Origin of the sequence: Bifidobacterium ramosum, assembly GCF_009299505.1 — a bacterium.
Taxonomy (GTDB): Bacteria; Actinomycetota; Actinomycetes; order Actinomycetales; family Bifidobacteriaceae; genus Bifidobacterium; species Bifidobacterium ramosum.
In genome coordinates, this window is the sequence record NZ_WBSM01000007.1 from 134,276 (window position 1) to 158,313 (window position 24,038).

General features: G+C 64.6%; 16 protein-coding genes. 4 read left to right on the forward strand and 12 right to left on the reverse strand.

What is annotated here, in order from left to right; genetic code table 11:
• Window positions 1–669: 669 nt before the first annotated feature.
• The 6 genes from DSM100688_RS07540 to DSM100688_RS07565 all read right to left on the reverse strand — a co-directional run bounded on the left by DSM100688_RS07540 (window position 670) and on the right by DSM100688_RS07565 (window position 10,408).
• The gene (locus tag DSM100688_RS07540; RefSeq protein WP_240811848.1) at window positions 670–2,469 is read right to left on the reverse strand and encodes a ComEC/Rec2 family competence protein; all 1,800 of its coding nucleotides are present in this window, start codon (window positions 2,467–2,469) and stop codon (window positions 670–672) included.
• A 578-nt stretch (window positions 2,470–3,047) separates the two neighbouring features.
• Window positions 3,048–4,148, reverse strand: a complete 1,101-nt coding sequence (locus DSM100688_RS07545) for a ComEA family DNA-binding protein (RefSeq protein ID WP_152358484.1) — start codon at window positions 4,146–4,148, stop codon at window positions 3,048–3,050.
• A gap of 200 nt (window positions 4,149–4,348) precedes the next feature.
• A complete protein-coding gene (leuS, locus tag DSM100688_RS07550) occupies window positions 4,349–7,336 on the reverse strand; it encodes a leucine--tRNA ligase (protein ID WP_420837493.1) in 2,988 nt (995 codons plus the stop codon).
• A gap of 94 nt (window positions 7,337–7,430) precedes the next feature.
• The gene (locus DSM100688_RS07555; RefSeq protein ID WP_163146915.1) at window positions 7,431–8,510 is read right to left on the reverse strand and encodes a transporter substrate-binding domain-containing protein; all 1,080 of its coding nucleotides are present in this window, start codon (window positions 8,508–8,510) and stop codon (window positions 7,431–7,433) included.
• On the reverse strand, window positions 8,507–9,457 hold the full coding sequence (locus DSM100688_RS07560) for a magnesium transporter CorA family protein (protein WP_152358487.1): 951 nt from the start codon (window positions 9,455–9,457) through the stop codon (window positions 8,507–8,509). The genes DSM100688_RS07555 and DSM100688_RS07560 overlap by 4 nt, the downstream gene beginning before the upstream one ends.
• A 144-nt stretch (window positions 9,458–9,601) precedes the next feature.
• Window positions 9,602–10,408, reverse strand: a complete 807-nt coding sequence (locus DSM100688_RS07565) for a histidine phosphatase family protein (protein ID WP_152358488.1) — start codon at window positions 10,406–10,408, stop codon at window positions 9,602–9,604.
• A gap of 949 nt (window positions 10,409–11,357) precedes the next feature.
• On the opposite strand from DSM100688_RS07565, the gene DSM100688_RS07570 reads away from it, so the two are divergent.
• The 3 genes from DSM100688_RS07570 (at window position 11,358) to DSM100688_RS07580 (ending at window position 13,387) form a co-directional block, all read left to right on the forward strand.
• On the forward strand, window positions 11,358–12,131 hold the full coding sequence (locus DSM100688_RS07570; protein ID WP_152358489.1) for a winged helix-turn-helix transcriptional regulator: 774 nt from the start codon (window positions 11,358–11,360) through the stop codon (window positions 12,129–12,131).
• 434 nt (window positions 12,132–12,565) lie between these two features.
• Window positions 12,566–12,751, forward strand: a complete 186-nt coding sequence (locus DSM100688_RS07575) for a hypothetical protein (RefSeq protein ID WP_152358490.1) — start codon at window positions 12,566–12,568, stop codon at window positions 12,749–12,751.
• A 93-nt stretch (window positions 12,752–12,844) separates the two neighbouring features.
• Window positions 12,845–13,387, forward strand: a complete 543-nt coding sequence (locus tag DSM100688_RS07580; RefSeq protein WP_152358491.1) for a DNA-deoxyinosine glycosylase — start codon at window positions 12,845–12,847, stop codon at window positions 13,385–13,387.
• Between the two features lie 159 nt (window positions 13,388–13,546).
• On the opposite strand, the gene DSM100688_RS07585 is transcribed toward DSM100688_RS07580, so the two are convergent.
• A complete protein-coding gene (locus tag DSM100688_RS07585; RefSeq protein WP_152358492.1) occupies window positions 13,547–13,951 on the reverse strand; it encodes a pyridoxamine 5'-phosphate oxidase family protein in 405 nt (134 codons plus the stop codon).
• A gap of 117 nt (window positions 13,952–14,068) precedes the next feature.
• Entirely contained in the window at window positions 14,069–14,932 is an 864-nt protein-coding gene (locus DSM100688_RS07590; RefSeq protein ID WP_170286282.1) for a DUF1287 domain-containing protein, read from the reverse strand.
• Window positions 14,933–15,169: 237 nt separating this feature from the next.
• Here DSM100688_RS07590 and DSM100688_RS07595 point away from each other — a divergent pair, with 237 nt between their 5' ends.
• Complete coding sequence (locus DSM100688_RS07595) at window positions 15,170–15,901, forward strand: nitroreductase family protein (RefSeq protein WP_152358493.1); 732 nt, start codon at window positions 15,170–15,172, stop codon at window positions 15,899–15,901.
• 151 nt (window positions 15,902–16,052) lie between these two features.
• Here the strand turns inward: DSM100688_RS07595 and DSM100688_RS07600 are convergent, their stop codons facing one another.
• The 4 genes from DSM100688_RS07600 to DSM100688_RS07615 form a co-directional block, all read right to left on the reverse strand.
• A complete protein-coding gene (locus tag DSM100688_RS07600) occupies window positions 16,053–17,420 on the reverse strand; it encodes a replication-associated recombination protein A (protein ID WP_152358494.1) in 1,368 nt (455 codons plus the stop codon).
• A gap of 226 nt (window positions 17,421–17,646) precedes the next feature.
• Window positions 17,647–20,223, reverse strand: coding sequence for a DEAD/DEAH box helicase (locus DSM100688_RS07605; RefSeq protein WP_152358495.1), 2,577 nt, complete (start codon window positions 20,221–20,223; stop codon window positions 17,647–17,649).
• 43 nt (window positions 20,224–20,266) lie between these two features.
• Complete coding sequence (locus DSM100688_RS07610; protein WP_152358496.1) at window positions 20,267–21,319, reverse strand: nucleoside hydrolase; 1,053 nt, start codon at window positions 21,317–21,319, stop codon at window positions 20,267–20,269.
• 181 nt (window positions 21,320–21,500) lie between these two features.
• Window positions 21,501–23,906: an alpha-L-rhamnosidase gene (locus tag DSM100688_RS07615; RefSeq protein WP_152358497.1), complete on the reverse strand. Its 2,406-nt coding sequence runs from the start codon at window positions 23,904–23,906 to the stop codon at window positions 21,501–21,503.
• Window positions 23,907–24,038: the final 132 nt, after the last annotated feature.

A 24,038-nucleotide genomic window follows, 5' to 3' on the forward strand; every position in this document is an offset into this window, starting at 1 on the left:
CGCTGATGATCGGCGCTGACGATCGCCGAACCGCCGTCATGCGCTCCATATCGCGGCACGGCGTTCCTCATCGTTAACGGACATACAGCCGATTCGGATGTTCGAATCGGCTGTATGTCCGTTTTTACAATCATTGCAATGCGGAACAGTTTGGGGAACAACGCTACACCCCTCTCCCTCACCTATCGCTATATCTGCTGCAATCCGGCCTTTCCCCTCAACGGACATACAGGCGATTGAGACGACAAAAACGGCGTATGTCCGTTGGAGACTGGGGATGATGCCCAATGATGTTTGAGAAACGTTCTCTGTTCTCTGGTTTTGTGCTCTTCCTCCTCAACGGACAACCAGCCGATTTGGATGGCCGAATCGGCTGCATGTCCGTTTTTATGGGGTAACCCAGGGATGCACACGCTGGCATGCCGTGTCATTCCGTCAGCGCAAGAAATTCGGGGAAACAGCCCCATCGTCCCGAAATCCTTGTGCTCAGCGAATCCAAGCGCAAGTTTTTCAGGAAATCAGCTCACTCATCCCGAATTTCTTGCACTGACGACTGCTCAGCGCAAGAAATTCGGGAAAACCTTCCTCTCAACGGACAACCGGCCGATTTTAGTGCACGAATCGGCTGGTTGTCAGTTAGGGGGCTGCTGCACGGGAGGGGTGCGCACATCATTTGTCGAAGACGTGGCTCAGCAGGGTCTCGGTGTCGGCGAACCAGACGGCGATACAGGCGCGAATGGTCGGACGGAAGGATTCGCCCGGCAGCTCCGACATCGCGGACAAGGCATCGCCGTCCGCACCGATAACAGCAGCTGCCGCAGCATCGCCCGTACCCGCGACGTCCGATTCGGCATCGCCACCCTCGCCAGCAGCACCCACCACACCGGTGCCGGTATTTCCACCAGACACGAGACGATACGGCGCCAGACAACGGGACATCCCACCGCACAATGACGCAGCAAGCCCGCCCTCACGCAGGCACCGAACGCACCGTGCCATGACCACGGTCGCCGCCACCAACACAATCTCGGCGAAGAGCATCAGCAAAGCGGCGGGCACATTGCCGGACGTCATCAGCAGATCTTCGAACGCACCACCGAGCAACTCCTCCCCACCCCACGGAATCACGGCGTACCGGCCGGCGGCAAGCCATGCGGCGACGCGCTCCATCACCTGCGTACCGCAACCAGCCGTCCACGCGAGCGCAAACCCAAGCGACGGACTCGCCCACGACACCAGCAACGCCGCAAGTCCGGTCATCGTTGCGAATCCCACGAACGGGCTGACCAGCAGGTTTGCCGGTACGGAGGCGAGCGAAAGCTCAGGCTCCATGAGTATCTGGATCGGCAGGGTCAGCGACTGCGCGGCCAGAGTCATCGCCAGCATCTCGGCCACGACACGCGGCATCAACGCGGCAAGCCGGTCGCCGATCGGCCCCGCGAACAGCACGATGCCAAGCACCGCGGCACTGGACAGCGCGAACCCGTAGCTGCGCGCCATCGCGGGATCGATCAGGATCACGCTGATCACCGTCCAGCTCAACGCGCTCACCGACTGCCCGCGCCGCCCGACGAACATCGCCGCCGCGCCAAGCAGTCCCATGACGAGCGCGCGCAGCACGGAATCGGACGGGTACATGGCCGCGGCGAGCAGCAGATACGCGCCAGACACGCATCCGGCGACCAACCGCCGCGGCATGAGCAGCCGCGCGCACAGCCGGCGGATCAGACCGGCGACGAGCATGAAGTGCCCGCCGGACACGGCCATGAGATGCATGATGCCGGAGCGGCGGAAGTTGTCCTCGATCAGTTCGGCGTACGCGTCGTCGACCGGCTGCCGTGCGCGGTCCGACTCCGATCGCTTGGACGATACAGACGATGCAGACGATTCGGCCGACTCCGACGACCCTGCCACACCGCTCGACGACATCACCCCACCACCGACGTTGACATAGTCCTGCCCGAGCACGCCGAGCGTGAGTCCCGGCACGAGCACGCGTCCTTGGTCGGACAGTCGCTCGGTGACGGTGAAGAACGACCGTTGCATAGCTGCGATCGTTTGCCGTATCGTGTTCGGCGCGCGTATGGTCTCGACCGCGGCGTCCGGTTCGACGATGAGCCACAGCGGTTGTTTGCCGAACTGTGCCGGTTGCAGACCGCCGCGGATGCGTAGCGTGGCGCCGTGTGCGAGCGTCGTGCAGCCGTCGTCGGATGCGAACATGCGCAGGGCGGCGTGCGACGATTGTGCGACGATGCCGTCTGCCAACGATTGCATGACGGCGTCGGCCTGACAGTCCGCATCGCGCAACGTGGTGACGGTGGGTGGTGTGATGATGCGTACGGTCGCGACGACGGCGGTGTCGTCGGACTGCCGGACGAGCCGGCTGGTGGGATCGTGCCATTGGACGAGCGCCGCTGACAAGGTGCTGACCGTCGACAGACCGATGGCGACGAGCAGCATCGCGAGCACCGGCAATGAAACGACGGCAGTCTCAAGCCAACGACGGCAACGTATGACGGTCACCGGCGACGGGGAATCACATCCGCGTACCTGGGCCGTCACCCCGTATATGCGGTCTGATACGTCACAGTTGCGATCGCCGTCGCGCCCCCGGGTCGCCATGCCGCACCGCCTGGACGGCGACGATGTCGTCATCGCCGCCGGCCCGTGCCGCAACGCATATCGAGAGTTTCCGTAGGTTGCACACGCTGCGCAGGTGCCGAGCATGGCGGTCACGGTGACGAACAACGTCAGCATGTCCGTCTCGCCGTCGCCCATCAGCAGCACGAAGAGCTGATGCGCGGTCAGACTGGCCATCCACACGACAACCGCGACTGGCAGCATACGCCAATCGCAACTGCCCTGTTCGCGTTGGAATCCATCGCCCGCCCAATCGCGCCGTTCGCCGCGTACCCCATCGCGGCAACCGACACCATCGCGTCTACTGGCGCCATCGCGCCCATCGCGATCGCTACGGCAACCATCTCGCGACCATCGGCGCGGCGGCGCAGTTCCGCCCGCTCCCCCGGTCATCACATTTGCCCCGCTCATCGCACCGTCACCGCATCCCGGATTTTGGCGAGCGTTTTCGCGCCGATGCCCTTAATGTCGAGCAACTGGTCGACGCTGGTGAATCGACCGATTCGATCGCGATGCGCGAGGATGCGTTCGGCGGTGACCGGCCCGATGCCCTTAACGGTTTGCAGTTGCGCGGAGGTCGCGGTGTTGAGGTCGATTCTGCCGTCGTCGGCGGCATCGGCACCGCCGTCAACATGTCCGCTATCGTTTGCACCGTTTGCCGCATCGTCTGTATCGTTCTCCATGGTCGAGGCCGTTCCCGTATCGTCCGCCAGACGGTCATCCATCGCACTATCCGGCACCACGGCATCCGCATCATTGCCCGTACCGTCGCGCGCGTCATCACGCGCTTTATCAACGTCGTCATCCGACGCCACCGCGTTCACACCGTCCGTCCCATCCGCGGAAACCGACGTCTGAGCCGCGGACAACGCACGTTCGTAGCGCATCGCCTGTTGGAGCAGCATGGTCAGACTGGCGCACAGCAACGTCGCGAGCAGCAGGATCGCACCGAACATGTGGATCGGCCGGATGGCAAGCCGCGGACGGTCACGTCGTAGCCGATGCTCCTCGTGCGCGGTGTCGGTCGAGCGCACGCCGGCCAGCGCGGCGAGCGTGGAGCGTCGCCGCGCATCCGTCTTGTCCGGCTCGGCGGCGGTATCGGGCACCGTGTGCGGCTGAGCCGATGATGTGCCGATCGATTCGATCGATGGATCGGTGTGGGCAACGGTCCGGGTGACGATCGACGGATACGGCCGCGTGTCGTCGGGCGGATCGGTCGACAGGCCGGACGACGTATCGTCGGGGTCGACCGGATATGGGATGTTCGATGATGTCGCCGCGCATTGGATCGGTGGAGGCGGCGGATGCAACGTCGTGTTGTGGTCGCTTTCTCGCGGTTGGACTGGCGACTGTACCAACGGCCGCGTTGACGATCGTGACGGCGATGCCAGTGCGCGCAGACGATCAGACGTCGTCGTCACGTCGTGGACGGACGGCGATACGCCGCGCGCAGCGACCGCGCCGGATATGTCGCCGATGCCGATGGTGCCAGTATGCAAGATGCCCATACATCCACGGTGCGGGATGTATGGGCATCTTGTCTAGCCGGATCGGGGTATGTGGTCGAATGGTCGGTTATCCACAATGGAGTGGGGAGGCGGACAGTGTGGGAACAGGGCATCTCCCGCCGCTCCCCTCAGTCAGCCTACGGCTGGCAGCTCCCCTCACAGAGGGGAGCCAAACGCCTACGAAGAGAAGGACCTGAACGCTACTCCGCCGGCACGATGGAGACGATCTTCGGGGCCTTGACGATCACCTTGCGCGGGGTCTTGCCGCCGAGACGGTCGGCGACGGCCTCGAGCGCCATCTTCTCCAGCTCGGCCGGGTCGATATCGGGCGAGACCTCGAGCTTGGCGCGGATCTTGCCCTTGATCTGCACGACCGCGGTCACCGTGTCCTGGCCGACGTAACGCTCGTCGGCGACCGGCCATGGCTCGTGTGCCAGCGACTCGGTGTGGCCCAAACGCGCCCACAGTTCTTCGCAGATGTGCGGCGCGATCGGCGAGAGCATGAGGATCAATGGCTCAACGGCGGCGCGCGGCACGGTGCCGAGCGAGGTCAGGTGGTTGTTGAGCACGATGAGCTTGGAGATCGCGGTGTTCGGGCGCATGCCCTCCATCTCCTCGGTCACCTCGGCGATCGTGTTGTTGAGCGCCTTGAGCGTCTTGTCGTCCAACGCGTCTTCGGAGACATGCACCTCGCCGGTGTTCTCGTCCACGACGTTGCGCCACAGGCGCTGCAGGAAGCGCATGCCGCCGACCACGTTGCGAGTGTTCCACGGGCGGGAGTCCGCCAGCGGGCCCATACTCATCTCGTACAGACGGAACGTGTCGGCGCCGTAGTTCTCGTACATGTCATCCGGCGTGATGATGTTCTTGAGGCTCTTACCCATCTTGCCGAACTCGCGGTTGACGTGCTCGCCGTGCCAGGTGAACGTCGGTTCGCCGTCGGCGCCGGCCGGGCCTTCCTCGACTTCGGCGGCCGGCACGTACTGGCCGCGGTCGTCGGTGTAGGCGAACGCCTGGATCATGCCCTGATTGAACAGCTTGTGGAACGGTTCGGCCGAATCCACGTAGCCGAGGTCGAAGAGCACCTTGTGCCAGAAGCGCGAATAGAGCAGGTGCAGCACGGCGTGCTCGACGCCGCCCACGTACAGGTCCACGCCGCCTTCGTCGCCCGAGTACTTGTTGTGGTTCGGGCCCATCCAGTAGTCGAACTCGTCCTTCTCGACCATGTGGGCCGTGTCGGTCGGGTCGATGTAGCGCATGTAGTACCAGCAGGAGCCGGCCCAGTTCGGCATGGTGTTCGTGTCGCGGTAGTACGTCTTCTTGCCGTCGCCCAGGTCAAGTTCCACCTTGACCCAGTCCTCGTTGCGGCTCAGCGGCGCCTCCGGGTTGGATTCGGCGTCCATCGGGTCGAAAGTGCGCGGCTGGTAGTCGGGCACGTCCGGCAGGTTGATCGGCAGCGCGGAGTCCGGCAGCAGATGCGGGGTACCATCCTCGCCGTAGACGATCGGGAACGGCTCGCCCCAGTAGCGCTGGCGGGAGAACAGCCAGTCGCGCAGACGGTAGCTCACCGTGCCGCGACCGACGCCGGCCTCCTCGAGCCACGCGTTGACCTTGGCGATCGCGTCGTCGACGCGCAGGCCGTTGAGCGAGAGCGCGTCGCCCTTCGCCGCGGTCGCGTCCACTGACGAGTTGATGACGATGCCATCGTGCGAGACGAACGGCGCCTTGCCTTCGTAATTCGCGAGATCGTCGCCGGATTCCGGCAGCGGCTCAACCGTATAGATGACCGGCAGACCGTACTTCGTCGCGAAGTCGTAGTCGCGCTGGTCGCCGCCCGGCACGGCCATGATCGCGCCGGTGCCATAGTCCATGAGCACGTAGTCGGCCGTGAACAGCGGGAGCTTCACACCGGTGATCGGGTTGGTGGCGTACAGGCCGGTGAACAGGCCGGTCTTTTCGCCGGCCTCCTCGACGCGGTCCTTCGCGGTCTTCGACTCGGCGGCCAGACGGTACGCCTTGACGCCTTCGGCCGGGGTCGCGTAGCCGCCCTTCCAGCTGTCCGGAATGTCGGCCGGCCATTCGGCGGGCACGTACTGCAACAGGTCGTGCTCCGGGGAGACGACGGCGAACGTGGTGCCGAAGAGCGTGTCGGGACGGGTGGTGTAGATCTCCATGTCCTTGTCGCCGGACGCCGTCTCGACGGTGAAGTGCACGGACGCGCCGTGGGACTCGCCGATCCAGTTGCGCTGCATGAGCTTGACCTTCTCCGGCCAGTCGATGCCGTCGAGGTCCTCGATCAGACGGTGGCCATACGCGGTGATGCGCATGGACCACTGACGCAGCTCACGCTGGAACACCGGGAAGTTGCCGCGCTCGGACTTGCCCTCGGCGGTGACCTCCTCGTTGGCGAGCACGGTGCCCAAGCCCGGGCACCAGTTGACCGGGGACTTGGAGATGTAGGCGAGGCGGAAGTCGTTGAGGATGTCCTGCTGCTCGGCTTCGGAGAGATCGCCCCACGCGACCCCGTCGGACTCATGGCCCGGAATGGCCTTCTCGCCGTTTTCGAACTTGGCGACGAGCTCCGAGATCGGGCGCGCGGAACCCTGCGAACCGGACGGGTTTTTGGCGTCCTCGTCGTACCACGCGTCGTAGATGCGCGAGAAGATCCACTGCGTCCAACGCACGTAGCCGGGGTCGATGGTCGCGAACGAACGGCGGTTGTCAAAGCTCAGGCCCATGCGGTGCAGCTGGCGACGCATGTTCGCGATGTTCTGCTCGGTGGTGATGCGCGGGTGCTGACCGGTCTGCACGGCGTACTGCTCGGCGGGCAAACCGAACGCATCGTAGCCCATGGCGTGCAGCACGTTCTCGCCCTTCATGCGGTGGTAGCGCGACACCACGTCGGTGGCGAGGTAGCCGAGCGGGTGGCCGACGTGCAGGCCCTTGCCGGACGGGTACGGGAACATGTCCATCGCGAAGAAGGCCGGGCGGCCGTCCGCGTTGCGACCCTTGCCGTCCTTGAGGTCACCGTTGACGTTGGCGGCCCAGAAGGTGCCCTCGTCGTCCCACTTCTTCTGCCACTTGGTTTCGATGTCCTGCGCGAGCGCCGCGTTGTAGCGGAACGACGGCTCGGCGGGGACTTCGGCCGCCTGCGCGGCGGTGTTCTTCTCATTAGCCATACGGTGCATTATTGCCATGCAACTGGACACTTGCGCCCGTTTTCCGCGCGATTCGACCGCACCGTGATATCGCGGCCGGATCGGCGTCGGTTCCGGTCGGCGATCACCGGTCCGAATCGGTCGGAATCGTCGGCGGCTGCGTTGCCCGGTAGCCGAACGGCGCGAGGTCGGCATCGACGTACCGTTGCCACGATCCGTTGTCGATCATAGTCCGCAACGCGTCGTCGACCCGCTGCGCGAGCGTGGTGCGGTCGTGTCGCACGGCGATGCCGTATTGCAGTCCGTGATCGTCCGACGGATCCGTAACGATGCGGTACGATCCGCGACGGTCGCGCATCAGCCCCGGCAACGTCGCGTTGTCGCCGGCGACCGCGTCGACCGAACCGGCCATGAGCGCGGTCATGCACTGGCCGTACGTGTCGAACGTCATTACCGTCACGTCGTCATGACCGGCGATCATCGTCCGCACGGCCGTGCCGTTCACCGCGCACACCGTGAGATTCCGATCCGGCTCAGTATCGCCGTCCGCCGCGGTAGTGTCCAACGCATCATCAGACGTCCGATCGTCGTCGGAGGCCTGATCGGCTGCGATGAACAGACCGGCGACCGTACGCTCGTCCAGCGACGTATCGTCATGCGTCAGCACCGCCGGCCGCACGTCAAGATACGGACCGGCGAATGCGACTCGCCGTGCGGCGTCATCGGTCATCGCGAACCCCGCGATCACCATGTCGGCGCGGCCGTCGTCCAATACCGTCGCCCGATCCTGCGGACGCACCTGTACGAACACGATCTGCTTGCGGCCATAGCCGAGCGCCTTCGCCACGGCCGTCGCCACGTCGACGTCGAATCCGGAATACGTGCCGTCATGCCAGTACCCCAGACCCGGCAGATCGGAGGTGACGCCGATCGTGACCGTCGGCCCCTGCGGCTGGCCACTCGTCGCGGACACGACGCCGGCACCATCCGTCGCCGTCGACTCCGACGCAGCCCCGCAACCGGCCAACGGCACCGCCGCCAGGATCAACGCGCACACGGCCGCGGCCATACGCCGCACACGCACGCGCGCACGCATACGTCGTCTCGCCCATGCGGCAGCGGCAGCAACGTCAGCGGCAACGGCACCGTCACCGGGCAACGGCAGCGGCAACGCATGGAACGACGGCAACGGTCGACCGCTCACTTGAACATGCGCGAACGGGTGAGGAACCATGTCACCACGGCGGACAGAGCGACCGAAATCAGAATGATCGCGACGAAACCCCACGGCTTGTCGCTCAACGGCATGCCGAGCATGCCCTCCTGGAAGTTCATGCCGTACATCGAGAAGATGAGCGTGGGCACCGACAGCGTGATCGAGATGATCGTGAAGATGCGCATCACGTTGTTCAGATTGTTCGAGACGATCGAGGCGAACGCGTCGGTCATGTTCGCAAGAACGCCGCTGTAGATGTTCGCCATCTCGATGGCCTGCTTGTTCTCGGTGATGACGTCGTCGAGCAGGTCCTCGTCGTCCGGATACTGCTTGATGCGACTCAGCGTGGTGAGCTTCTCCATCACGATTTCATTCGATTTGAGCGACGTGGTGAAATAGACCAACGTCTTGCTCAACTCCATGAGCATCACGATCTCGCGGTTCTGCATGGAGTGGCGGAGCTTGAGTTCGAGCTTGTCGCTTTCGCGGTCGATGATGCGCAGGTAGCGCAGGTACATGGTCGCGTTGCGGTACAGGATCTGCAGGATGAAGCGGCTGCGCATGAACGTGTTGAAGCCGCGGATCGTGCCCTCCATGAACGGGTGCAGCACGGGCGTGTCCTGCATGCACACGGTGATGATGAGGTTCTGCGTGACGATGATCGACAACGGGATTGTCTCGTACCAGTCGCGGCCGCCGCGCTCCTCGACGGTCGGGATGTCGACAATGACCATCGTGTAATCGTCCTCGACGTCGACGCGCGAGCGTTCCTCGTCATCCAGCGGAGCGCGCAGGTCGGCCAGATCGATGCCGGTCTCCTGGGCGATGGTGGCGAGCTCCACGTCGGTCGGCTCGCTCAGCGATATCCACGAACCGTTCTCGGGTTTCTGAATCTGCTCCACTTGGCCGTTGATGGTGCTGAATATTCTCAACATGTCTCGCTTCACCCGCCTCTCACCGTACGTATGCGTCACGAATGCGCCGCGATCGGCGTCGCCCGCCGTTGCCGGGCGCACCGATCGAACCGAGACAAGAATAGTCCCTACGGTGCGACAGGCCGGGTGCCGAGTGCGCGGCCGTCAACGCAGGTACGCGGGACCGTGCTCCCAATCGACGTGGCGTGCGATGGACGCGGACTCGTTGAACGCGTCGATCTGCCAGACCGGACGGTCCAGCGTCACGCCGTTCATGTCGTACAGCACGCTCAGCCGGCTCCAGAACGCGTTGCGGATGCGGCCGAGGTTGTCGAGCGAGTTGACCTGCATGCCGACCAGCGTTTCGATGGTGGCGGCGATCCATGAGCCGTGGCCGACGATCATGAGCGTGGTCGGCGCGGCGGCGTAGCGCGGGTCGGCGAGGATCGCGCGCATCGCCTCGGCACCACGGCGACCGGCCGCTTCACGGCTTTCGACGCCGTACGCGAGTTCGCCGCCCTCATGCCGCCGCCACGACGCATAGGCATCCTCGTCGATCGCACGGATCTCCTCGCGGGTCTTGCCCTCCCACTGGCCGAAGCTGCGTTCGCGCAGTCGCGGATCGGTTTCGACCGGCAGGCCGAGCGGGTCGGCGAAGGCGTGCGCGGTCTGCTGGGCACGGAACAGGTCGGACGAGATGACGACCATGCGGCGTTCGGCGGCCGACGCGTTGCGGTATTCCTCGATGTCGCTGCGTTTGACGGCGTCGGGACCGGGTTGGGCGAGGCGCTCGGGATGGCGGGCGACGTCGCCGACCTTCGCCCAGTAGTAGCGTTGGGCGAGTTCGAGGCCGGCCATGTCGGCCTGCCATTGGCCGACGATGTCGAGCGGCACATCGATCTGCCCCTGCAGCCGCCCCGCGAGATTATAGGAAGTGCGTCCGTGCCGCAGCATCACCACTTCGTCGATCATGTTCCATGCCTTCCGTCGTCCGGCCGTGTCCCACCCATCATATCGGTCGGCCCGTCCCTCCTAAGGTCTCCCCCAACCGCCGACGGACATACAGCCGATGTGACCGGTGGAATCGGCTGTATGCCCGCTGGAGATGCGACCGTTCGCCGGCGGTACGACGACCCCACCCCATCGACTTATTTCGCGCCTATATCACTCTCGCCCCCCCCTCAACGGACATACAGCCGATTCTGCGGGGTATATCGGCCGTATGTCCGTTATAGGGATGGAACGCGTCACGTCAAGGCACTTGATACCTTCCTAGCCAGTCGACCGCCCCCCCCCAACGGACATACAGCCGATTCGGACCCGTTATCGTCTGTATGTCCGTTGCCCAGCGTGGGAAACCCAAGGATGCACACGCTTAACCGGCCATGCCATACCCATAGCGCAAGAAATTCGGGGAAACGGCCGCATCGTCCCGAAAAAATTGCGTTGAGCGACACTAAGCGCAACTATTTCGGGATCAGCCCACTTCTCCCGAATTTCTTGCGCTCAGCGTGTCCTAGTGCAGGTTTTTCGGGAAAACACCCCATTTTCCCGAATTTCTTGCGCTGACCATCCCTTAGCGCGAGAAATTCGGGAACCATCCTTCCATCAACGAATAACCCCTATCTCCTCAGCGGGCATACAGCCGATATAGCCCACCAGATCGACTGTATGTCCGTTATGGGGATGGAATGAGTCACGTCAAGGCACTTGATACCTTCCTAGCCAGTCGACCGTCTTTCCCCCAACAGACATACAGCCGATTCAGTGGGCTATATCGGCTGTATGTCCGTTGAGAGTTATGACCGATCGATAACTGTGCATGGATCCGGCACCGTCACATCGGCACGCCTGCACCGTCACACCGTCACCGTTGCGCCGTGGGACTATAGTGCTGGGTAGGCAACGACGGGAGGTGACAATGGAGATACTGTTCGTGACCGGCAGCGCGGCGTTGGCATCGGCCGTGTCGCGCACGCTCGAATCCGCGGGTCATACGGCGTTTGCCGCGACGACCGTCGACGAATTCGACCGTGCGATCGCCGATCACGTCAACGGGCCGTTCGACGCCGTCCTCGTCGACGATCTGACGCCCGCACCACTGCTGGATCGGCTGACGACGGCGCTGGACGACGCATCGACAGCAACGGCCATATCGTCTGCAACGATCGCGCCATCGAACGCATCTCCATCGCGCACGCCGACGCAACGGCATGACCGCCGTCCCCGTATCGCTCTGCTGGTCACCCCGTCGATGGCGTCGAACGACGACGTCCGCAACGCACTCGCATCCCGATTCTCGCCGGACGTCACGATCGTCAAACCATTCGGCGACGCCGAACTGCTGTCGTACATGGCACTGCTGCAGAACGACGACCCCACACACGACGATGTGCCAACGTTGCTCATCCACGGCGATCTGACGCTCGACACGCATCGGCAGCGCGCCTACTACCGCGGCACGGACCATCCGATCGCGTTGTCGCCACGCGAGTATTCGGCGTTGGAGGCGTTGATCCGCGCCGATGGCGAGTTCCTGAGCTTCGACGAACTGTCCCGGCTGGTGTTCGGTGACGGCGCCGGATTCGCCGACCGGCGCAGCGTGATGGACACCACGATGTATTCGCTGACACGTAAGCTGCGTCGGCTCGGGTTCTTCATCACCCAGCACGGTCATCACTACCGCATTCGCTGATTTAGCGCCCGCCACTTCAACGGACATACAGCCGATAACGGTCCCGAATCGGCTGTATGTCCGTTAGGGTGATGGAGCAAGAGAACTATCACCAGCCGTTTTCCTTAACGGACATACAGCCGTTTTACCCTGTGAGATCGGCTGTATGTCCGTTGGGAGTGGCGGAGCAGGAGAACCATCACCAGTTGTTTTCCTTAACGGACATACAGCCGTTTTATCCTGCCGAATCGGCTGTATGTCCGTTAGGAGAGATGGGACGGAAAACCAAGGGGCCAGAATATGCCAAGCGGAGCGGCGGGATGTTGAGGTTGGGAGAAGCAACGGGACGCTTGGAAAGAACGGCAGGACGCTCAAAAGAAACAACAGGATGTTCTTCTGCCGGCAAGATTCCCGTTACGTGACGCAGCCTACAATATGGGCGGAGGGGATGCGCTATGGCTGCTTATCTCGTGTATTCATGGCAGGACGGACTGGGCGTGTTGCGTGACGCGTACGGCCATAAGGTCGAGTCGCGCTCCGGCAGCCCGTATACGGCCGAAAGCGCGTGCCGCCAGCTGTTCCAGCAGCGGTATCCGCAGTTCTGGTCCGACGAGGTGCGATTCGTCGACCGGAAACACTGACTGCCCGATCGCGCCCAGCCGCGCCAATCTCTCCAGTAATCTCACCAACCAGCAGCCGATTCGCCGCGACCGCACACGACTACGATGGACGGCATGAGCGAACATGTCGAACACGGATTCGGACCGGTATGGGATGCCGATTCGCGGGTGCTGGTGCTCGGATCGATGCCGAGTCCGAAATCCCGCGCGGCCGGATTCTACTACATGCATCGGCAGAACCGGTTCTGGCCGGTCATGGCCGCGCTGTTCGCCGATCCCGCGGATCCGCGCGACGTGCCCGGCGATTCCCCCGATTCCCGACGGGCGTTCGCGTTGCGTCATCATATCGCCCTGTGGGACGTGATCGCCTCGTGCGACATCGTCGGCGCGTCCGACTCCTCCATACGCAACGCCGTCCCGAACGATCTCACGCCGATCCTGCGCGACTCGCACGTCACGCGCGTGCTCACCACCGGAGCCAAGGCCGCACAGCTGTATCGCAAGCTCATCGCACCACAGCTCGACGCGGCCGGCATCGCCGTTCCCATGATCCCACTGCCGTCCACCAGTCCGGCGAATGCATCCATGCGTCTGCCCGATCTCGTCGCCGTCTATCGCGCGGCGTTTCACGAGGCCGGCATACCGGCGATCGACTGACCGACCGGCTCGACGACGAGACGTCAATGGCAGTCATCCAAAAAATACGGAAACACTACAGAAACACTACAGAAAAAGCGCCGTCTTCCGAAAGGAAAATCCCATACGTAGGGACGATCCCGTAAGGAAAGCGGCGCTTCTTTCGGTCCGTACGAAACGTCAGTCCTTGGCGATGGTCTTGCCGGCGTTCGCGCCGGAGGCGAGATCCTGGATCTCGGTGATCTCGAGCACCGGGATGACGGCCGGCTTCTTGGTGCCCTTCTCCTCGGCGACCTTGACCTGCGCCTCATAGATCGCGTCGTCGGAGTGCAGGGTGACGGTGCCGCGGAAGCGGTAGCCCTTCTTCTCGGCGAGGTTCGCGAACGCGATGACCAGCGGGGAGCCGTTCTTGAGGTTCTCGTAGGCCTGGCCGGCGGTGCGCTCGTGGTAGGCGATGTGGTTGTCGTCGAGCACGAACAGGCTCATCTTCGGGCCGAGGTCGAGCTGACCGTCCTTGGAGACGGTGGAGATCCAGCCAAGATTGTTCTCGATGAAGGTCTTCATCTCAGCGGTGAGCGTTGCCATATTCGTATCCTTTCACGAAATGTCTGCGATATCAATCTCTTCTAGCGTACGCCAATCGCCGCCCGTCCGCCGCATGTTCGGCTGTGAGTAATCTCACCGCCATGCCGGGCGCGACGCCTACCGCCAATGTTTGAGCACGTTCTGCGGCACCTTCGACGCGTCGAACCGGTAGTGTCCGGTGACGGTCATGTGCCGAGCGAACGTCAGATAATCGTTCTCGCGCTGCCGTTGCGCCATGTTGTGCAGAATGTACGGATAGCCGTCGCGGTCGCGTTTGTCGGACACCACGCCGATGTGCCGGGTGTGTTCGAACACGACGATGTCGCCGCCCTGCCATTGGTCGCGGTCGGCGGTGTCCGTGGTGAGCGTCTGACCGTATTTCGCGAAGAACACGTCGAGCACGCCGGTGCGGCGGAAGTCGATGTTCGGATCGGGGTTCGGCGCAACCGCCGCGTAACTCGCCGGATCGGCGGCGATGTCCGCGTCGACCATGGCCTTGAGGTCGTAGCCGGCGGTGCGGAACGCGCGCCAGACGAGGTCGGTGCAGGCGCCGCGGTCGTCGGGCGGATAGCCGCCCTGATAATACCCGTCGTCATAGGTCGGCCGTGCGACGGCGTCGGCCCGCGCGCCGGCGACGATATCCGCGTAGTCGTCGGTGCCGTTGTCGTTGAAGTCGACCGGGCTGACGGCTTTCGGATACCGACGGTCGGCTTCGTCCTGCGACATGACATTGCCGTTGTCCGCATCGCCGTCGCCGTTCGTCGCTGCGGTGCCGGTACCGGCGGCAATCGATGCGATCGACGAGCCGAGCGTACGCCACGAGGTGCCGAGTCGTCGCATCGCGACGGTTCCCGCGACCGCGACGACCGCGAGCAGTGCGATCACGACGGCCGCCGCGACCCATCGTCGTACGCTGCGATCGCGACGACCGCGTGCCTGGAGATCGCCGGCCGCCGGACCGTTCGCATGACGCCATGCCATATATGTCCCTTCCGTCCGTTTGTCTCACCAACACATACCCCACGACCGCGGACATGGCAACGGGCGATACAGAAAATCAGTATGCGTCGGTCTCGTCGTGCGTTGTATGTTCTCATGTGTCCTCGCGTATGTCCCTGTGCATGCCCGGGCGCTAAGATGAACGGCAGCACACGACGGCGGGGTGCGGCGCGCGGCATGCGGCGGCCCCGCGGAAACGCCGGAATACAGGGAGGATACATGGACATCATCGAAGCCATGCGGGCACGGCATGCGGTGCGCGACTATACCGATCAGCCGATCGACGAGACGACGTTGGCAGCGCTGCGCGGGACCGTGGCGCAGGTGAACACGGCGGGCCGTCTCGACGTGCAGCTCGTGCACGACGATGCGGATGCATTCGGCGGATGTCCGACGCATTACGGTCGGTTCAAGAACGTGCGGTATTGTCTGGCGTTGATCGGACGGGACGACGGGGACGATCTGGACGAACGAGTCGGCTATTACGGCGAACGGCTGGCGTTGGAGGCGGTACGGCTCGGACTGGACACCAGTTGGGTGGTGCTGCACGAGACGGCGGAGCATGACGGCCGGTGGACGATCGGCGACGGCGAACGCATGCCTGCGGCGATCGCGCTGGGGTATGGCGCGCGCCCAGGGCGGCCGCATCGCAGCAAGCCGGTCGAGGAGCTGGGCGCGGTAGAGCACACGACCGGTGATGGTCACGGCACCGACGACGGCAGTAACGGCGACGGTCTGGCCGATGCGCCGGAGTGGTTCATACGCGGTCTGGAGGCGGTGCAGCTGGCGCCGAGCGCGTTGGGCAAGCAGCCGTTCCGGTTCACGCTGTGCGATGACAGCCGTACGGTGCGGGCCGAGGCGTTGGACGGCGTGCAGGCGGAGATCGGTCTGGGCATCGCCAAGCTGCATTTCGAACTAGGCGCTGGCACCGACCGGTTCACTTGGACGTAGCCGCGACAGAATCGGCGTAAGCGCGGCGCGAACCGTATACCACGACGCGCATGCGTCACGCCGTACGGGCGCGCAGACAGGTGGCCATCGTGCGTCCGGTCATCCGCCGTGGCACCGCCAGGCGACCACCGGACAGACCCGCCCCCGGCGACTACTCTCCGTCGTGCAGGATGCGGCGGATGCGGTCCAGCCGCGCACTCACCTCGTGTTCATAGCCGCGGTCGTTGGGATGATAGTATTCCCGGCCGCGCAGTTCCTCGGGTAGGTATTCCTGCGGGGCGACCGCGCCCGGCCAGTCGTGCGCATACTTGTAGCCTTCGTGGTTGCCCCACTCCTTCATGAGTTTGGTGGGCGCGTTGCGCAGGTAGAGCGGCACCTGACCGATGAGCCCGGCGTCCACGTCGGCGAGCGCCGCGTTGATGGCGTTGTAGCTGGCGTTGGATTTCGGCGCGGTGGCGACGGCGATGGTCGCCTCCGCCAGAATGATGCGCGCCTCGGGCATGCCGATCATCGCGACGGCCTGCGCGGCGGCGACGGTGACCTGCAGGATCTGCGGCGCGGCCATGCCGACCTCTTCAGCGGCCGCGATCATGATGCGCCGCGCGATGAAGCGCGGATCCTCCCCCGCCCGCAGCATGCGCGCGAGATAGTGGATGGCCGCGTCCGGGTCGGATCCGCGCATGGATTTGATGAACGCGGAGATGACGTCGTAGTGGTCGTCGCCGTCCTTGTCGTAGCGCACGGTGGCCACGTCCATGACCTTGCTGACGATGTCGGGCGTGATGATCGGCTTGCGGGCGCCTTTTTTTCGCGCCTGATCGCCAGTGGCCGCACCGGCCGCCGCTTCGAGGATGGTGAGCGTCTTGCGGCCGTCGCCGCCGGCCATGCGGATGATCTCGTCCACGGCGTCGTCGGTGATCCTCACCTCGCCTTTGAGCCCGCGCCGGTCCTCGACGGCCCGGGTGATGAGCGTGCGCAGGTCGTCAGGTTCGAGCGATTCGAGCTTGACGACGACCGACCGGCTGAGCAGCGGTTTGATGACCGAGAAGCTCGGGTTTTCGGTGGTGGCGGCGATGAAGGTCACGTCGCGGTTTTCGACGCTGGGCAGCAGCGCGTCCTGCTGGGATTTGGAGAAGCGATGCACCTCGTCGATGAACAGCACGGTTTCCTTGCCTTGCGAGACAAGCCGCTGACGGGCGCGGGCAAGCACGTCGCGCACCTCCTTGACGCCGGAGGTGACAGCCGACAGCTCCTCGAACACGCGGCCGGACTGTTGGGCCACGATGTATGCCAGCGTGGTCTTGCCCACGCCGGGAGGTCCGAACAGGATGATCGAGCTCGGCGCGGCGAGCGATCCCTTCGACGCGGGGTTGGCGAGCCGCCGCAGCGGCGAGCCCTCCCCCAACACGCGCGACTGGCCGACTACCTCGTCCAAGGTGTTCGGCCGCATGCGCACCGCCAGCGGTCGCGTCATGTCGTCAGGCGCATCCGTCGCGTCGAACAGGTCGTTATCGCTCATGGCATCCCATCATACCCCAACCCGTCGAACATCTGTTCGATACTCTAGTGATCCGCGTGGCGGAAATCGCCCGCTGAGCGGTCGCTCAGCGGGCGATTTCCGCCACGCACGGGCCAGCCGGACCGCAGCGTGGCGGTTTTGTCTCGCTGAGGAGGTCCTCAGCGAGACAAAACCGCCACGCGTCTCCCTCACATCCGACCACCCCTACCACGTCGGTCATCCGGCGTCAGGCAGCGCCGACGTGATAGTCGAAGAACACGACCTCACCGGTCTCCTGCGTGGTGTCGAGATCGACGGTGCCGGTGATGGCCCAGTCATGGTCGCCATCGGAGTCGTCGATGATCTGACGCACCTTCCACGCGTGTTCCTTCTGCTCGAGCGAGTCGTCGAGAATGAACAGCTTGCCGGAACGGGCGGCCGCATCGATGCCGACGTATTCGTGCTCGTCGTAGTAATCGTCGAGCACGTCCTCCCATTCGTGCACGCCGTAGCCCCAGTCCTTGTCGAGCGCACCCAGCTCCTCGGGCTTGTCGAGATCCATGAGCTGCACGCGGCGGAACATCGCGTTGCGGATGAGCACGATCAGGCCGCGACGGTCCTCGACCACGGCCTCGCGCGCCCCACCCGGCGCAGCCAAATTCGCCGCGGCCTCGGCGGCCGCATCGGACTCGTCGCCCGCATGTTCCCATTCGTCCACGAGACTGGAGTCGATCGAACGGACGACCACGCGCAGCCACGAGATGATGTCATCCAGCTGTTCGTCGCGCTTCTCGACCGGCACGGTGCGCGCCAACGCGCGGTACGCATCCGAGAGATACCGCAGCAGCGTGCCTTCGGAGCGCGCGATGTTGTATCGGGCGATATACCCCGTGAAGTCGGACGCGGTCTCGACCATGTCGCGTACGACCGACTTCGGCGAGAGCCAGTAGTCGTTCGCCCACGGCACGTCGGCGCGATACTGGTCGAACGCGGCCTGCAGCATGTCCTCCAAGGGCTTGGGATACGTGATCTCCTGCAGCTTGTCCATACGCTCGTCGTAGTCGAGCCCATCCTCCTTCATCTCGACGAGCGCCTTGTCGCGCGCCTGCCGCTCCTGCGCCTTGAGCACCTGCTTGGGATCCTCAAGCGTGGCCTCGACCATCGAGATCACATCGAGCGCGTACGTGTCGGATTCGGGGTCGAGCAGCTCCAAGGCCGCGAGCAGGAACGGCGACAGCGGCTGGTCGAGCGCGAAGTCGTCGGGCACGTCCACGTCGAGGTAGTAGTTCTTGCCGCCGTCGTCACGGTCCTCGGTTTCAATGACCTTCGTGTCGAACAAAGTCTGGAAGATCTCGTCGGCGCGCTGGTGCAGCTTCTCCTTCTGGTCGGAGCTTTGCGCGGAGTCGTCGATGAGCCGGTCGACGCGGTAGCGCGCGTCGCCGCCCTGCGCGACCTCGTTGAGCACCATCGAATGCGTGATCTTCATGTGCGGCACCAGCGTTTCGGGGGCCGCATCGATGAGCTTGTCGAACGTGGCCTGATTCCACGTAACGAACCCTTCGGGAGCCTTCTTGCGCTTGACCTTCTTGAGTTTCTTCGGATCGTTGCCGGCCTTGGCCACGGCCTTCGCGTTCTCGATCTCGAACTCGGGCGCCTCGGCGATCACGAGACCTTCCGTGTCGAAGCCCATACGGCCCGCACGGCCGGCGATCTGATGGAACTCACGGGCGCGCAGCTTGCGCATATGCGTGCCATCGAACTTGGTGAGCGCCGTCAAGACGACCGAATGGATCGGCACGTTGATGCCGACGCCGAGCGTGTCGGTACCGCAGATGACCGGCAAGAGTCCCTGCTGGGCGAGCTGCTCGACCAGTCGCCGGTAGCGCGGCAGCATGCCGGCATGATGGATGCCGACGCCGGTGCGCAGCAATCGTTGCAGGATCTTGCCGAACGCGGTGGTGAACTTGACGCCCTTGATCGCGTCGGCGATGGCCGCACGCTGCTCCTTACTCGAGACACCGGTCGAGGCGAGCGCCTGCGCGGTCTCCAGCGCCGCATCCTGCGAGAAGTGCACGACATAGATCGGCGTGGAACCTTCGCGGAACGCGAGTTCGACGGTCTTCTCGAGCGGGTCGAGCGTGTACTCATAGGTGAGCGGCACCGGTCGCGGCGCGTCGGCGATGATGTCCACGTCCGTGTCGGTCATGTCCTCGAGCTTGTCGGCGATCGCATCCACGTTGCCGAGCGTTGCGCTCATGAGCAGGAACTGCGTCTTCGGCAAGGTGAGCAGCGGCACCTGCCACGCCCAGCCGCGCTCAGGATCACCGTAATAATGGAACTCGTCCATCGCCACGCAGCCGACATCGGCATGCCGGCCCTCGCGCAACGCCTGATTCGCCAAAATCTCCGCCGTGCAGCAGATGATCGGCGCATCCGCGTTGATATGCGTGTCGCCGGTGATCATGCCCACGTTGTCACGGCCGAACACGTCGACCAGATCGAAGAACTTCTCCGAGACGAGCGCCTTGATCGGCGCGGTGTAATAGGAGCGCCGCCCGGTGCACAACGCGGCGAAATGCATGCCGAGCGCGACGAGCGACTTGCCCGAACCGGTGGGCGTGTTCAGAATCACGTGGTCGCCGGCGAGGAGGTCCATGATGGCCTCCTCCTGATGCGGCCACGGTTCGATGTGCTTGACGTCGTGCACCCAGCCGAAGAACCGCTCGTAGATCTCGTCCGAATCGATGTTGCGGTCGCCGCCGTCGCCGCCGCCCCAGCTCGGCGCCAACGCCCCCAGGGAGCCATACTGTTCGTTATCTGCCATAATGCTCCCCAGTCTACTCGACCGCCCGCATCCGCCGGGCGGGCTACGCCTCCTGCCAGCGGTGGAAGGCACGCAGCTGGGCGAACAGGTCCTCGAACAGGAGGCGCGTGTCGACCTGGTCGACGATATGGATCGCGCGTCTGCCGGCACGTTCGTCCGGGCCCGCATGCCCGTCGTCGCCCGCATCCGGCCATTCGTCCACCGCGACCGGCCGGTCGTGCTCATCCAAACGCACCGCCGAGACCGTATGCCAGTGGTGCGAGGCCGGCGCGACCTCCCACGGCGTAAGCAGCGCAGTCAGGCTCACCAGCGGCGAATCGCCGAGGCAGTACGCGCCGGTCGCCCTGGTGCCGTACCGATCGTCATGCGTGCGGATCGTGTTCATCGAGTCGTACAGGAACCACCCGATCTCGCCGCACGGCAGCACCCGTTCGCGCAGCTCCGCGATCGACACAAGGCACTGCCGGTATGCGTTGCGCGGCACCTGCCACAGTTCGAACGGCGTATCGCACAGCAGCATGCGCGCGGCCAACGGGTCGATGTCGGCGTTGTATTCGGTGCACACTCGGTTCAGCGGCGGGCGCACGCCCGGATATTCCTGCCCGCCGATCCAGACGACGCGCATACGGTCGGCGATGCGCGGTTCGGTCAGATAGGCACTGATCAGGTCAGTGACGCCGCCGCCCGCAACGTAGTACAGCGGCACGTCCGTGTCATCGCGCATCGCCTCGCGGATGATCGCGTCACAGGCCTGGCTGGGTTGCGGATGCGCGGAATGACCGGTCAAGTCGGCGGGCTGCAGCGGTTGTTCCGAACCACGCACGATGATGTCGCCGACGTCGCAGCCCATGTGGCCGAGCAGCGTGCGCACGCGCGTTTCGGCGTGGGCGACGGTGTCGCCTGACGGGTCGATAAAGTCGCCGGCGCGCAGGTGCGAGCAGATGATGAACCGGATGTCGACGGTGTCGCTGAGCAGATGGTGGACGAGTTGGTACAGGTCGTCGGGGTCGCCGGCGAAGTCGTTGTCGATGATGACGCGGCATGCCGGCGCGGTCTGTTCGGCCCACGGCTTGCGGTGCAGTTGCCATTGCTTCATGGGATGCTCCTTTTGCTGTCGTCCGGTTCCCGGGATTGATGGTGATGATCCCGGGAACCGGCAATCGCACATATACGGACAATGCCGCACATGGCGATCGTTGATATTCCAATGTCGCCGTCGAAAACCGAACATGCGCCGGTTCCCGGGATCCGCCGGCGAAAATCCCGGGAACCAGATGTCAGGCCATAACCAACCGATGCTCCCCCGGCGCGACAACCGCGCCGGCCGGCAGCCGCCGTCCGTCACGCTCGTCGACCACGGCGAGCCCGAGCTCGACAGCGACGCCCTGCGGCACGTCAACGGTCAGACGCACCGTGCCATCGTCGTCCGCCCGCCACGCGACCGATATCGTCCCCTGCGGCGTGACATGTGCGGCCGAACCGGACGTGATCCCGTGCGCAAGCGCCGCGGCAACCTGCGGTTGCACACGCACGCGCCGCCACCCAGTGTCGGCCAGCTCCAGTCCGCCGATCGCCGCATGCATCCAGTCGAGCACCGAGCCGAACGCGTAATGGTTGAACGAGGTCATGTCGCCGGGGTTCACCTCGCCGTTCTCCAGCATCGAATCCCAGCGTTCCCATGTGGTCGTCGCGCCCATGCGCACCTGATACAGCCACGACGGGCACCGGTCGGACAGGAACAGCGAGAACGCCTCGTCCGCGTGGCCGGTCGCGCACAACGCCGGCAGCACAAACGGCGTGCCGGCGAATCCGGTACCGACCACGAACCCGCGTTCGCGCACGAGCGCGGCGAGCCGCTCCCCCGCCGCCGCACGCAGCCGCTCGTACTCGACAGGCCCATCCACGCCGTCAAGCAGATCGAGCGCGATAAGCAGCGCGTACGCGCATTGCGTGTCCGAGGTCATCGTGCCGTCGGCCCGCACGAACCGGGCGCGGAATCCGGCACGGATATGCGCGGCGAGCGCGGCATACCGCTCCCGCGCCTCCGCGTCCCCAAGCACATCCAACATCCGCGCCACCAGATCGGCCGAATGCGCGGCGAATGCGGTGGCGACCAGCGCCTTGTCGGTCATGGCTCGGGCCGCGTCGTCGGGCGGCGCGGTCGGGTCGAGCCAGTCGCCGAGCTGCCCGCACCACACGTCCGGCCTACGGTCCCACACACCGTCATCCGCGAGCAGTCCCGCGACCTCGTCCATCCAACGGCGGGCGAGCGGAGCATGCCGGCGCAGCACCGAGACGTCGCCGCTCGCCATGTACATCGCCCACGGCACCATCGTCACCGCGTCGCCCCACAGCGCGACCGCATCGGGCTTGCCCCAGCCCGGGAACGGATACGGCACGTAATACGGCACAGTGCCCCAACGTTCCGTCTCGATCGCGACATCGTCAAGCCAGCTGTCGAGGAACCCGTTCACGTCGTACAGGTACGCGGCGGTGGGGGCGAACACGGCGATGTCGCCGGTCCAGCCGAATCGTTCGTCGCGCTGCGGGCAGTCGGTGGGGATCGAGACGAAGTTCGACAGCATCGACCAGCGCGCGTTCTCGGCGAGTCGGTTCACGCGCGCATCGGAGCAGGAGAACCAGCCGAGCCGATGCCGCGCGGAACTGTAGACGCGCGTGTGCAGGTCTGCGGCGGTGAGTGCGCGATCGGACGGCCAGCCGCCGATGACCGCGTAGCGGAAGCCGTGCATGGTGAACCGCGGCTCCCAGACGACCGGATTGCCGTCACTGATGTAATGGTCGTGCTGGATGGCGCGGCGCAGCGGGCGCGTGGCCGGTGTGCCGTCGGGGTTCAGCACCTCGACGTGCCGGATGTCGATCTCGTGGCCGGGTTCGGTTGCGGGGATGGTCAGTACGACGCGTTGCGTGCAGTTCTGGCCGAAGTCGACGAGCCAGCGACCGTCCGGCAGTCGGCTGATGGATGCCGGCCGATGCTCGCCGATGCAACGCACGGCGGTCGATTCGTCGGCCGGATACAGGATGGATCGGTCGAAGTCGAACCGTTCGACCGGATGCCAGTGACGGTCGCTCGCGGCGACTGGCGATGCCGCCGATGCCGACGACGCGAATGGATCGACGCCTTCGCGCGCATCGAACGTCTCGCCTTCGTACAGTCCGCTGGCAAGGATCGGCCCATAGCCGGCCCGCCACCGCCCGTCGTCGGCGTTCGAGGCGACGACCGTGACCATGCCGTCCGCATCCGTCAGTTCCAGTTGCGCGCACACGCCGAGCCGGCTGCCGTAACAGTCGCGTTGCCCGCCGTTGAAGCCGATCTGCCCGCGATACCAGCCGTCGCCGAGCCAGAAGCCCAGCACGTTCGCGCCCGCATGCACCAGATCGGTCACGTCGTAGGTCCAGTACGGCAGCCGTTCACCGTACACGGTCCAGCCGGGGGCCAATACGTCGCCGCCGACACGCCGTCCGTTGAGCTCCGCCTCAAACAGTCCCCATGCGGTCACGCGCAGCCGTGCGGCGACCGGTGTGCCGGTCACCGCGAAATCACAGCGAATCACCGGCGGACGTCGCATCTCGCCGCCCGCCTTGGCCGGATCGACCACCACCGTGCCATCCGGACCGCCAATCATCCGCGCCTGCCACGGCACCGGTTCCGTCATCGTCGTCATCGCGTCACGCTCCCTCGCCAACGTCGTTGTATCGGTACATACAATAATCACGCTGATACGAATAAGCAAGTCGCACAATCACACAATTTTCAACAAAACCAATATATACCGTTACATATGCCAGCTGGTCAG

Bases quoted from the DNA above. Each gene is read 5' to 3' on its own strand.
- DSM100688_RS07585 (WP_152358492.1), bottom strand. From the start codon at position 13,951: ATGGCAACGCTCACCGCTGAGATGAAGACCTTCATCGAGAACAATCTT.
- DSM100688_RS07595 (WP_152358493.1), top strand. From the start codon at position 15,170: ATGGACATCATCGAAGCCATGCGGGCACGGCATGCGGTGCGCGACTAT.
- leuS (WP_420837493.1), bottom strand. From the start codon at position 7,336: ATGCACCGTATGGCTAATGAGAAGAACACCGCCGCGCAGGCGGCCGAA.
- DSM100688_RS07575 (WP_152358490.1), top strand. From the start codon at position 12,566: ATGGCTGCTTATCTCGTGTATTCATGGCAGGACGGACTGGGCGTGTTG.
- DSM100688_RS07605 (WP_152358495.1), bottom strand. From the start codon at position 20,223: ATGGCAGATAACGAACAGTATGGCTCCCTGGGGGCGTTGGCGCCGAGC.
- DSM100688_RS07565 (WP_152358488.1), bottom strand. From the start codon at position 10,408: ATGATCGACGAAGTGGTGATGCTGCGGCACGGACGCACTTCCTATAAT.
- DSM100688_RS07590 (WP_170286282.1), bottom strand. From the start codon at position 14,932: ATGGCATGGCGTCATGCGAACGGTCCGGCGGCCGGCGATCTCCAGGCA.
- DSM100688_RS07615 (WP_152358497.1), bottom strand. From the start codon at position 23,906: ATGACGACGATGACGGAACCGGTGCCGTGGCAGGCGCGGATGATTGGC.
- DSM100688_RS07610 (WP_152358496.1), bottom strand. From the start codon at position 21,319: ATGAAGCAATGGCAACTGCACCGCAAGCCGTGGGCCGAACAGACCGCG.
- DSM100688_RS07560 (WP_152358487.1), bottom strand. From the start codon at position 9,457: ATGTTGAGAATATTCAGCACCATCAACGGCCAAGTGGAGCAGATTCAG.
- DSM100688_RS07580 (WP_152358491.1), top strand. From the start codon at position 12,845: ATGAGCGAACATGTCGAACACGGATTCGGACCGGTATGGGATGCCGAT.
- DSM100688_RS07570 (WP_152358489.1), top strand. From the start codon at position 11,358: ATGGAGATACTGTTCGTGACCGGCAGCGCGGCGTTGGCATCGGCCGTG.
- DSM100688_RS07600 (WP_152358494.1), bottom strand. From the start codon at position 17,420: ATGAGCGATAACGACCTGTTCGACGCGACGGATGCGCCTGACGACATG.
- DSM100688_RS07545 (WP_152358484.1), bottom strand. From the start codon at position 4,148: ATGGGCATCTTGCATACTGGCACCATCGGCATCGGCGACATATCCGGC.